Annotated in this window: 10 protein-coding genes; 3 read left to right on the top strand and 7 right to left on the bottom strand. The window is 69.0% G+C overall.

All coding sequences use genetic code 11. The features are described 5' to 3' along the window. Positions 1–15: 15 nt before the first annotated feature. Positions 16–522: a MarR family winged helix-turn-helix transcriptional regulator gene (locus WH07_RS01975; RefSeq protein ID WP_046494530.1), complete on the bottom strand. Its 507-nt coding sequence runs from the start codon at positions 520–522 to the stop codon at positions 16–18. 182 nt (positions 523–704) lie between these two features. Here WH07_RS01975 and WH07_RS01970 point away from each other — a divergent pair, with 182 nt between their 5' ends. Beyond that, positions 705–1,772, top strand: coding sequence for a glycoside hydrolase family 6 protein (locus WH07_RS01970; protein WP_046494524.1), 1,068 nt, complete (start codon positions 705–707; stop codon positions 1,770–1,772). A 149-nt stretch (positions 1,773–1,921) separates the two neighbouring features. Here WH07_RS01970 and WH07_RS01965 read toward each other — a convergent pair whose 3' ends face one another. From WH07_RS01965 to WH07_RS01955, 4 genes are all read right to left on the bottom strand, one after another. After that, positions 1,922–2,728, bottom strand: a complete 807-nt coding sequence (locus tag WH07_RS01965) for a protein kinase family protein (RefSeq protein WP_046494522.1) — start codon at positions 2,726–2,728, stop codon at positions 1,922–1,924. Between the two features lie 83 nt (positions 2,729–2,811). After that, the gene (locus tag WH07_RS41680) at positions 2,812–2,943 is read right to left on the bottom strand and encodes a hypothetical protein (RefSeq protein WP_269801341.1); all 132 of its coding nucleotides are present in this window, start codon (positions 2,941–2,943) and stop codon (positions 2,812–2,814) included. Next, entirely contained in the window at positions 2,940–4,061 is a 1,122-nt protein-coding gene (locus WH07_RS01960) for a radical SAM protein (RefSeq protein ID WP_046494520.1), read from the bottom strand. The genes WH07_RS41680 and WH07_RS01960 overlap by 4 nt, the downstream gene beginning before the upstream one ends. Before the next feature lie 64 nt (positions 4,062–4,125). Then, positions 4,126–4,542, bottom strand: coding sequence for an ATP-binding protein (locus WH07_RS01955; RefSeq protein ID WP_046494518.1), 417 nt, complete (start codon positions 4,540–4,542; stop codon positions 4,126–4,128). Between the two features lie 118 nt (positions 4,543–4,660). On the opposite strand from WH07_RS01955, the gene WH07_RS01950 reads away from it, so the two are divergent. Together WH07_RS01950 and WH07_RS01945 are read left to right on the top strand one after the other, a co-directional pair. Further along, entirely contained in the window at positions 4,661–6,040 is a 1,380-nt protein-coding gene (locus WH07_RS01950; RefSeq protein ID WP_332836333.1) for a helix-turn-helix transcriptional regulator, read from the top strand. After that, positions 6,037–6,591 (top strand): GNAT family N-acetyltransferase, encoded by a 555-nt coding sequence (locus WH07_RS01945; RefSeq protein ID WP_046494514.1) that lies wholly within the window; start codon positions 6,037–6,039, stop codon positions 6,589–6,591. Before WH07_RS01950 ends, WH07_RS01945 begins: the two co-directional genes overlap by 4 nt. Positions 6,592–6,659: 68 nt before the next feature. Here the strand turns inward: WH07_RS01945 and glxA are convergent, their stop codons facing one another. Next, on the bottom strand, positions 6,660–8,633 hold the full coding sequence (gene glxA / locus WH07_RS01940) for a radical copper oxidase GlxA (RefSeq protein WP_046494513.1): 1,974 nt from the start codon (positions 8,631–8,633) through the stop codon (positions 6,660–6,662). A gap of 129 nt (positions 8,634–8,762) precedes the next feature. After that, positions 8,763–10,580 carry a glycosyltransferase family 2 protein gene (locus WH07_RS01935; RefSeq protein WP_232788671.1) on the bottom strand — a complete coding sequence of 606 codons (1,818 nt, stop codon included), beginning with the start codon at positions 10,578–10,580 and terminating at the stop codon, positions 8,763–8,765. Between the last annotated feature and the right edge of the window lie 143 nt (positions 10,581–10,723).

The raw sequence follows: 10,723 nt of genomic DNA, 5'->3' as shown, positions 1-10,723 counted from the left end.
CCGCCCCCCGGCCCGCTACTCCTCGAAGTCCTGCGCCGCCACCCGCAGCGGCCGCAGCATCGCGAAGATCTCCGCGCACTCCTCGGCGTCGTACGCCCCCAGCCCGAACTCCATCTCCATCAGATCGCGGGTGGCGGCCTCCACCACCTCGCGCCCCTTGTCCGTGATGGAGGCGAGGGTGCCGCGGCCGTCGTTGGGATTGGGCCGCTTGTCGACCAGCCCGGCGATCACCAGCCGGTCCACGGTGTTGGTGACCGAGGTCGGGTGGACCATCAGCCGCTCACCGATCTTGGACATCGGCAGCTCGCCCTCCTTGGAGAACGTGAGCAGCACCAGCGCCTCGTACCGGGCGAAGGTCAGCCCGTACGGCTTGACCACCGCGTCGACCCCGGCGAGCAGGATCTGGTGCGCGCGCATGATCGAGGTGATCGCGCCCATGGCGGGTACGGGACCCCAGCGCTGCCGCCAGTGTTCGTCGGCGCGTGCGATGGGATCGAACGGGAGATTGAGCGGCTTCGGCACGGCATCGACCTTACCCACTGGTCACATAGCGGTCAGCCCTGTCTCGCCCTTCGGTCCGGACGTCCCGGCGGGGCGGGCCGCACGGTGTCGCAGCACCATGACATTAGCCCGCTATGTAACGATTATCCGGTCTTGTCTACCCCAGTAGCCGTATCCCGGCAGTCGTCGTCCGAGGGGGCTGTATGTCCGGCCGCAGGCCGCACCGCTCGTACTCACTCACCGCCGCCTTCTCCGCCTTTGTCACCACCGTCCTCGCGCTGACGGCCGCGGCCTGCGGAACCTCCTCCTCCGAATCCCCGCGCTCCGCCGCGAAGAGCGGCGCCGCCGACGGGACCGGCGCCGCCACGCTCGAAGGCGAGGCCGCCGCCGTCACCACGTCGCCGTTCTGGATCGACCCGGAGAGCGACGCGGCCCGCCAGGTGCGGCAGTGGGAGAAGGAGGGCCGCCAGGACGACGCGAAGGCCCTGCGGCTGATCTCGGAGCGCGCGGTGGCCGAGTGGCCGGCCGGGGACGACCCCGTACCGGAGATCGCCAGGGCGGTACGGGGAGCCGCCGGCAAGCGGACCGCGGTCTTCGTCGCGTACAACATCCCGCACCGCGACTGCGGGATGTACTCGGCGGGCGGCGCCCGCGACGCGGCGGCCTACCGCGCCTGGATCGACGCCTTCGCCGGCGCGATCGGCAAGGCCCCCGCCATCGTGATCCTGGAGCCCGACGCCGTACCGCACCTCGTGGACGGCTGCACCCCGGCGCAGTACCACGACGAGCGGTACGGGCTGCTCGCCCAGGCGATCGGCCGGCTGAAGAAGCAGCCGGGGACCAAGGTCTACCTGGACGCGGGCAACCCGCACTGGATCGCCGACCCCGCCCGGCTGACGGCCCCCCTCAAACGCGCCGGAGTCGCCGAGGCCGACGGCTTCTCGCTCAATGTCTCCAACTTCCAGACGAACGACGCCGTCAAGGCCTTCGGCACCCGCCTCTCCGGTCTGCTCGGCGACGCCCACTTCACCGTCGACACCAGCAGGAACGGCGCGGGCCCGCTCGCCGGCCAGGGCGACGAGGCCTGGTGCAACCCCCCGGGCCGCGCCCTCGGCACCCCGCCGACCACCGACACCGGCAACGAACTCGTCGACGCCTACCTCTGGATCAAACGCCCCGGCGACTCCGACGGCCCCTGCCGCGGCGGCCCCCCGGCCGGCACCTGGTGGCCCGACTACGCCCTGGGCCTGGCCCGCAAGGCGAAGACCTGACCGCGCGAGCCGAGCAGCCCGCCCGACTCCCGTGCGGTCTCGGCCGGATCGGTGAGATGGACGCTCCAGATCCCCAGGGCCAAAACGCACTCCGAGCCCGTCAGACCGAGGGCTTCCCGGGTTCGCGTGGATACGCGGCGACGGCTTCCTTACCCGCTGCTGGATGCGGAGCCGATGCGGTGCCTCGCCCACGCATCGGCCGCCCGTTCCATTCGCTGGGTCCACGGATCCGGGTCGGCGCCCGCGATCTCCCGCCACAGGCGTGCACTGGCCGCCGCGAAGGCGTCGACAGCGGCCTTCGGTGCCCCCGTCCATACAGGGAGCGCGGCGACACAAGACTCGGCCTGGGGTGCGGTGTGGCCTCCGGCCATGAGCCAGATGACCCACAGGGCCGGGTCGATCCACCCGGCGCCCTGGGAGGCCCATGCCCAGTCCACCAGGAGGGCGCTCTCGTCATCGACGAGGACGTTGGTGTTGTGCCAGTCGGTGTGCAGCAGCCGGTCTCCGGCGAACAGGTCCGGAGTGTCGCTATAGGCGGCCATCCGGTTCGGCATCGTCTTGAGTGACAGGTTCGGGCACGGAATGTCGCCCAGCCTCCGCAGTGTGGCGGCCACCAGCGGCACGTCCGGCGACCCCGGCGCGTAGTCGGCGTGGCGGCCGTTCACGGTCTCGAACCCGAGCAGGTCCCATCCGGCGGGTTTCAGATGCCATAGCAGGCGCGGAGCGATGCCCTGGACGTTCGGGTTGATCTCCGCCTCACGCTGCTGGGTCCATGCCCGGGGGTGATCGGCGCGCAGCCCCTTGACGAAGACGGTGCCGCTCTCGGTGTGAACGCGGGCGGCGATCTCGCTGTTGAACCCGGAGCCCACGGGTTCGGTCCTGACCACGGGGCCGGTGGTCTCAGAGATGGCAGCCAGTACGTCGGCAGGCAGTTCGATCAGGCGGTGGGTCGGCATGGTGGGAGCCTCCCACGGAACGGCGCAGGGCCATGGCGCTTGCCATGGCCCTGGCCTATTGGGTCGCCCTGTGCGGATGGGTGTCAGCGATACGGGTTGTCGTCGTTGCATCCCGGCTGGGACGCCGCGGTGTAGGTCTCCACGTCCTCGATCAGGGCGACCTCTTCGGGGTCCTCGGCCGTGCGGATCGGTGCGATTTCGACCATGACGGTCATGACGCGGTCTCCTTCATTCCGTGTTGGCAGTAGCTGTGCAGTGGTGCCTTCGCCTCCTGGAAGACTTTGGCCATCGGCCGACAGACCCGGCAGGTGCCGGAGAGTTGACAGCCGCCGCATCCTCCGGTGCGAAGCATGAGGGAATCTGCGATCGAGCCCAGCCGGGCAAGCCCGGCCACGCCCTCGGTGGAGAGATCGATGTTCGGCTCACGCCCCACCTTGCAGATGGACGCCTTGCCGAAGGGGTCGGCGTGGAAGAACGTGTGGCCGGCCGGACAACCGGTGAAAGGCGCCCTGTGAGTCAGGTGCTCCGGGGACTGCGAGGGCAGGGTCTCCGCGCCTCCATGGATGGTCGGGGAGATGTTGGCGTACTCCCGGTACGGCACGCCCAGCCGGTCGGCCCAGGCGCGCATGGCGTCGGCCTCGTGGGCGTTGCGGCCGGTGATGATCAGGCTGAGGTCGATGTTCAGTCCGGCGGCGACGGCAGCGTCCAGCCCTCGTGTGAACCGCCTGAAGGCGCCCCTCCGACGGGTCAGCCCGTCGTATGTCTCGGCACTCGCCCCGTAAACGCTCAGGGACATCTTCGTGGGCGGCAGAGCGGTCAGCAGCTCCATCATCCGCGGCTTGGCCAGTTGGGAACCGTTGGACAGCAACTCCACCTGCATGCCCAGCTCGTGCGCGAGTTGATAGGCGGCGGGGAACTGCGGGTCGATCAGCGGTTCCCCGCCGGTGATCTGGAGCCATACCACCCCGGCGTCCCGTATCACGGTCAGCAGCCGTTCCTTGCCGCCCCAGTCCAAGCCCTCGAACCGCTTCTCACCCAGGTAGCAGTGCTCACAGTCGAAGTCGCAGCCCAGGTTGATCTCCCATGTGGCGCGGCTGAATTCGTACGGGCCGGGCTCACGGACGAGGACGGCAGCATCGGCCCGACGGCCGGAGGTGTCGACGCCCCAGGTGCGACGCGCCACGTCCCGGAGCCAGGCCGGTACGGGCTGTCCACTGGACACGGCATTGTGCAGGTCGGCGAACTTGGAGCGGCCGACCTTGATCGCGCGTCGGCTGCCCGGCCGCAGGATGAGGTACTGGTCTTGGAGGGGGGCGGCGATCAAGTCATGCATGACTGTCTCCCTGGCTGGGCCGTACGAGGATGGATGGACAGCTTCGGAGAGGCAGGTTGGGCGGTCACCGGCTCTCTGCTTTCAGCTCGCCCCAGACGCACTTGCCCCTGTCCTTGAGGACGGTCCCCCACCGGACGGCCAAGGCATCCACCAGCGCCAGTCCGCGTCCGTGTACCTCGGTGTCCGCAGGGCACCGTAGGACAGGCATGGTCCGGGACCTGTCCATCACACCGATGCGTACGTGACCGTCCGCAGGGCGCGTGACGATGACCTGGATGGAACTGTCTTGGGTGTGGTTGACGGCATTGGCCACCAACTCGGTGACGACCAGGACGCCATCCTCTACGACATGCTCCAAGCCCCACTCGGTCAGTGCGGTGCGCACCAGGCGGCGGGCGGCTGCGGCACTTCCTGCCTCACAGGGCAGCGTCTCGGAGTAGCCGAGCCGGCCGTCCGTAGGGGCTGTCGCGCTCACGGTCATCAGGACCTCTGGGTGGTGTGGTGGAACCGGCGGGTGTCGTCGCCTCCGCCGAGGGGGGGCGTCCTCCTGCTGTCCGCCGAGCTGTCCGGGCTCGGCGGTTGTGCTCAGTCAACGACCGGTGGCCACAGTGCGTAAGGAACAAACGGCGCTGCGTGCAACGAATGCAACCGGAAATTTCCATGTCGCTCGGTTCGTCCCGGTGCAACAGCGCGGCTACGGTGGCCGGATGGAGGGGAACCAGATCCTCAAGGCGCGCATGTCGGAATGCGGCTTTACGCAGGCAGAATTGGCCGAGGCGTTGAACAGCGACCTGCGGGCCGCCGGATACGAAGGAAGTGTCAGTGACCGCACTGTCCGCAACTGGCTGACCGGAAAAACCCACTGGCCTCACCACCGACAGCGCGCGGCATTGGAGGCCATATTCAACTGCCCTGTCACCGAGCTGGGCTTCGTACCGCGAGGAGAAGACTCCTCGCGGACGGCACCATCGAAGGATCCAGTGCACCGCCGCCGCTTCATCAGTGCGTCCACCGGAGTGGCCCTGGCCGCCACCGCCGTACCGGCCCACGGCGCGCGGCCTCGTATCGGCGAGAGCGATGTGTGGCGGCTGTTCGCGAAGTTCGCCGTCTTGATCGCCAGCGATCACCGATATGGCGGCAAGCTCACCATCGAAACCCAAGCTTCAGCCCTCGCTGGTGAGGCGATAACTCTCCAGGGACGCGGCACGGCGAGTCAGCGGGTGCGTGGAGCCCTCTACGGATGTGCGGCATCCTTTATCTCCAGCGCGATGTGGGCTGCCATCGACGGCTGCCGGTTCGATGCCGCGCAACGCCACTTCGACAGAGCATCCAGTCTGGCCACCATGTCGGGCGACTCCACGATCCAGTTCCGTATCTGGTCCCACGCCGGAAGTCTGTACCGCCATATGGGCCGGCCGGCGGACGCGCTTGCAGCCAACGACGTGGCCCGGCGCCTGCCCGTCGCCCGCCGCGACCCGCTATTTGCCTCCCTCGGCCACGCCCGCCACGCCGCCATCCAGGGGCTGACCGGCGACATGCGAGCGGTACGCCACACCCTGGGCCACGCTCGGGAAGCCCTCGAACAGGCCGACCCCGCCGAGCAACGGCCTCTATGGATGAATGCCTTCTACGACCAAGCCGAGTTGGAGAACCTCGCCCTCGCCGCCTACCTGGCCCTGGGCGATTACGAGAGCGCCGAAGCCCACGCGCACCGCAGCCTGGCATTGCTCCGGCCCGAGATGCGGCGCACCCACTCCATCACCACCGCCCGCCTGGCTCAATCCCAACTCGGCCAAGGTGACTTGGAGCTGGCTGTAGCCACTGCCATGTCCATCCCCACCGACCCCACCGGCCAGCACCCACGGGTGACCAGCATGTTGCAGGACATGGGCAACACGCTGCGCCTGACCGCGCCCTCCAGCCCCCACACCCGCATCTGGGATGAATACGCCCATGCCAGTCGAAGGAGTCCGCAGTGACGAGTGAAGGCATTGAATTGCGTCACTCCACCGGTATTGACGGTGTGTGGGACACACTGATCGCGGTCTACGCGGAGGTACGTGCCGACCATCTCCACCAGCCGCACTACTCGGTGGAGCGGTACGGGGAACGGCTCGCCCGCCACGCTGGCGAACCCGGTTGGGAGACTGTCATCGGGTACGACGGAGACAAACCCGTGGGCTACGCCTATGTCAACACCATCGCATCCGATGACCGCTGGTGGCGCCGGATGACCACGCCCTTGCCCGAAAACGTCACCGGTCGGTCCACCATCGCACTCAAAGAAATCATGCTGCGGGAGCCATGGCGCGGTACCGGCACCGCCCGGCGCATCCATGACGAATTGCTCGCCGCCCGGCCGGAGGAGCAAGTGTCCCTCTTGGTCAACCACCTCGCCGGGAACGGCAAGGTCAAGGCCCTGTACGAGCGTTGGGGCTACCGGGAGATCAGTACGCAGCAGCCTTCAGCGGACGGGCCAGTCCTTACAGCCATGCTGCGGGGCATCCGTGAGCCGGCCTCGGCGGAGTAATCCACGCTGCGGCTGCGGTGCGGCTGGTCTCCTGAGTCCGCTCGCCTTCTCCGCAGCCCGGCGCGCGGCTACTCCACCAGGAGCCACTTCGCCTGCGACGGAGTGCCCTCCTTGTCCGTGACGAAGAGCATGTACCAGCCCGCGGGGGCCAGAGTGCGGTCCTTCGGGGCTTCCACCGTCACCGTGTCCTTCGTCCTGGTGAGTTTCAGTTCGATCGAGCGCTGTTCGACGTCCGTCGTGTGGGTGACCGCGCTGGGGCGCATCAGGCGGGCCTTGGTGATGCGGTCGGGATGCGCCGTGCGGAAGGTGGCGCGGCCGTGGGGGTCGGTGCGGCGGGGGCCCTCGCCCAGGGCCGGGCGGTTGCCGTCCGAGGCGCGGTCGCCCTGGAGGTAGGGCGGGGTGTAGATCTCGATGCGCTGCTCGAAGGTGCCGAGCTTGGTGTTGTCGGCGTCGTCGAAGAGCGGGTCCGAGCCGAAGGTGGCCACGCGGCCGTCGGGCAGCAGGAGCGCCTCCGAGTGGTAGTTGCGGCCCACGGTGGGGTCGGCGGCGCGGCGGAAGGCGTTGGTCGCCGGGTCGTAGAACTGCGCCCTGAGGATGTCGCTGGCGCTGCGGCCGCGGTAGTCCGACGAGCCGCCGGTGGTGAACACCGTGTCGTCCGGCAGCAGCACGCTGCTCAGATAGCGCGTGCCCTGCGGCAGCCGGGGCCCTTCCCGGAACGCCGGGCTCTCCTCGCTCAGGTCGATGATCGCCGTACGCGCGGTGGACTTGGACGACTCGCCGACGCCCCCGCCGCCCAGCAGCATCAGCCGCTGGCGCTGGACCGGCGCGAGCATCAGGGAGGCCGACGTCTCGGTCTGGTCGCCGTCGGTGAGCCCGTCGATGCCGGTGAACGTGTTCGTCCTGAGATCCCAGAGCCCGGGCTTGCGGCCCTTGTCCGCGGGTCCGTACCCCGCGTTGGAACCGGAGTAGAAGAGCTTGCCGCCCTTGGTGAGGAAGAGCGCGGGATAGGTCGGGAAGTAGCGGGTGGGGCCCTTGGACCACTTCTTGGTCTTCGGGTCGTACACCTCGTTGTCCCCGGTGAGTACGGCGCCGACATCGTCCAGGCCCGACACCGCGAGCACCTTGCCGTCCTCCAGACCCACCAGGGTCGGATACCAGCGGGCCTCCTTCATCGGGTCCACCCGGATGTACTTCTCGGCCGTGGGGTCGAATTCGTACGCCGATCTGATGCCCTGGAAGTCCTGCTTCTCCGTGGTGAGTTTCTGCGCCAGGCCGTAGAGATTGGCGGCGTCCTTGCCCTTGAGGCCGAGGATCTCGTACTGCGCGGCCTGGGTCGTCAGCGCCTGCGGGCCCTCCTTGACCGCCTCCACGAAGACCCGCGCCTCGCCGGCGGTGACCTTGGGGCGCCAGGGCTGCATCCGGTCGCCCTTGCCGTATCCGGCCTGGAGCTGCTTCTTGGCCCTCGGCACGGTCACATCGGCGGTGCTGACGTACTCGACGCCCGACGGGGAGCGGAAGCGCGTGCCCTTCTTGAAGGTGTACGACCGGTCCGGGTTCTCGTTCTTGACGCGCATACCGCCGCCCGCCCGCCGTATCCCGCCGTCGAGCACCTCGTACCGCGCCGTGCCGCCCGCCACCAGCAGCCGTCCGTCGGGGAGCTGGGAGTGGCCGGAGCAGAAGAAGTCCTCCGGGGTGGGGATCTTCTTGAAGGTGTTGTCGGCCGGGTTCCACAGGACCGTGTCGAACGAGCCCGCGTCGAACTTCTTCTGGTTGTTGCCGGATCCGGCGATGAGCAGCACCTTGCCGGTGTGCAGCAGGGCCGCGTGGATCGCGTTCGTACGGTATTCCGGCGGGACGTCGAGCAGCGCCCAGGAGCCGTACTGCCGCTTGTAGCCCGGCCGGGAGATCTTGTACGCGTGGTAGGTCTCCTGGGCGAAGGAGACGGCGGCGGGGGCGTTGAGGCCGAGGAGCAGGACCAGTGCCCCGCCGCCGAGCAGGGTCTTCTTGAACTTCTTCGTCGGTCGGTACGCGTAGGAAGCCATGGGTCGGTTCCCTCCGGTCGTCGGTCACATGCCCCCGGTCGCCGGTCGGTTCGCACCGGTCGCCGGTCGGTCCCCAGCCGTTGCCGGCCAGTCCCCGCCGGGCGCTGGTCGGTACCCGCCGGGCGCCGGTCAGTTCCCGCCGGTCGTCGCGAGCGCGGGCTCGGGCTCCTCGCCCGGCCCGGGGGCGGGCACGGTGACGGTCTCGCCCGGCACGGCGGCCTTGCGGCGGACCTCCCCGCGCCAGGTGGTCCAGCCCCAGACGGCGACGGGCGCGAGCGCGATGGCGAGGGCCAGCAGGGCCCAGGTGCGCATCGCCGCGTGGGTGTGGTCCAGGAACACGGACGCGATCAGCGAGGCGACCAGCAGACCGGCCCAGTAGAGATGCAGCCGGAAGGTCATCAGCCGGTCGGGGCTGGCACTGCCGCCCTTGGGCGTGACGACGAAGCTGCCGCGGGTGCGGATCACCGCCGAGCCGAGCGACCGGAGGTAGATCGGCGCGGAGAGCGCGGACATCGCCATCCCGGCCAGCCCGCCAGAGCCCTCCGGCTCGTGCGGGGACACATTGTGGCGCCGGTTCCAGAGGTAGAGGCCGATCTGGAGAGCGGCGGCGTCGCTGTAGAGCATCAGCAGGACCGACGAGGACACCTGGGTGCCGGAGGCGCCGAGCCAGAGGAACAGGACACAGCTCAGAATGCCCAGCAGCCAGTTGACCGCGGTCATCGGGTAGTAGACGAGCATCAGCGTGTAGCTGAGCAGCCGGCCCGGCGGCATCCGGAAGGGCGCCTTCCAGTACTGCGTGAAGAGCGTCTCGTACGTCCCCCGGGACCAGCGGAGCTGCTGGGTGAAGAAGTCGGTCCAGGAGGCGGGGCCCTCGCCGACGGCCAGTACGTCGGGGGTGTAGACGGAGCGCCAGTAGCGGCCCGTACGGGGATTGAGCCTGCGGTGCAGTTCGAAGCCGGTGGCCATGTCCTCGGTGATCGAGTCGTACAGCCCGCCGATCTGCTTGACCGCGCTGATCCGGACGACGTTGTTGGTGCCGACGAACATCGGGGCGTGATAGCGGTTTCCGGCCCGCTGGATCAGCGCGTGGAAGAGGAACTGCTGCGACTCGGCGGCCTTGGTGACCGGTGAGGTGTAGTTGCCGTACACCTGGGGTCCCACCACGAAGGCCACATCCGGATCGCGGAAGTAACCCATCATCCGCTCCAGGTAGTTGGGGAGCGGTACGTGGTCGGTGTCGACGGAGGCGAAGAAGTCGTACTCGTCGCCGTGCATCGCGATCCACGCGTTGTAGTTGCCGTGTTTGGTACGTGTCTTGTGCGCGCCCTTCGGCTGGTTCCACTCCGGCACCCCGTGCCGGGTGAAGTGACGGACACCCAGCTCCTCGCAGAGCGCCCTGGCCTCGCTGTCGTCGCCCTCGTCGAGCAGCCATACGTCGAGCGGGCCGCAGTGGCGCAGCCGTACCGCTCCTTCGAGCGTGCCGCGCACCATGGACAGCGGCTCCTTGCCCGGTACGTACGTGGTGAGGAACGCGACCCTGGTACCCGCCTCCGCGGGCACGGGTATGGGGTCCCTGGCGACCATCGTGGCGTGGGCGACCGAGGTGACGTTGACGAGCATGAACAGGGAGATCAGCCCGATCGAGCCGAGCATCACCTGGTCGAAGACGGCCAGCCAGCGCTCGCCGCCCTCGCGCCTGGTCCGGTGGGTGGGCCAGACCAGATAGACGAGGAGGGCGGCGGAGAGCACCGGGGCGAGGGCCATCAGCAGGACCGCGCGTATCCGGTGGGGTTCACGGGCGAGCAGACTGCGGTAGCGCACGCGGTACGCGCGGCTGGTGTCCGGTCCGCCCGGCCTTTCCGGCCCCGTCGGCTCCGTCAGGGGACCGGCGAGGCAACTGTAGAAGTCGTAGTCGTAGCCGTCGGAGTCGTAGCCGTCGGACCGCACGGTGCCTCCAGAGGTCGCGAGGTCGATATCCCCACGGAAAGGGATATCGACCGGCGTGTCGACCGGGGGTCGTCCGTGCGGGCGGTTCGGGGCCGGGGCGTTACCGCGTACGGGCGCGGGCGGTGGCGCGGTTCCGGGAAGGG

It is taken from the genome of Streptomyces odonnellii (assembly GCF_000981895.1).
GTDB classification, from domain to species: domain Bacteria; phylum Actinomycetota; class Actinomycetes; order Streptomycetales; family Streptomycetaceae; genus Streptomyces; species Streptomyces odonnellii.
Note: the sequence above shows the minus strand (reverse complement) of the source record. Positions and strands in the feature narration are given on the sequence as shown.

What these genes read in the sequence shown, in the direction of transcription:
- WH07_RS01970 (WP_046494524.1), top strand. Translation starts at nt 705, where the DNA reads ATGTCCGGCCGCAGGCCGCACCGCTCGTACTCACTCACCGCCGCCTTC.
- WH07_RS01965 (WP_046494522.1), bottom strand. Translation starts at nt 2,728, where the DNA reads ATGCCGACCCACCGCCTGATCGAACTGCCTGCCGACGTACTGGCTGCC.
- WH07_RS41680 (WP_269801341.1), bottom strand. Translation starts at nt 2,943, where the DNA reads ATGACCGTCATGGTCGAAATCGCACCGATCCGCACGGCCGAGGACCCC.
- WH07_RS01960 (WP_046494520.1), bottom strand. Translation starts at nt 4,061, where the DNA reads ATGCATGACTTGATCGCCGCCCCCCTCCAAGACCAGTACCTCATCCTG.
- WH07_RS01955 (WP_046494518.1), bottom strand. Translation starts at nt 4,542, where the DNA reads ATGACCGTGAGCGCGACAGCCCCTACGGACGGCCGGCTCGGCTACTCC.
- glxA (WP_046494513.1), bottom strand. Translation starts at nt 8,633, where the DNA reads ATGGCTTCCTACGCGTACCGACCGACGAAGAAGTTCAAGAAGACCCTG.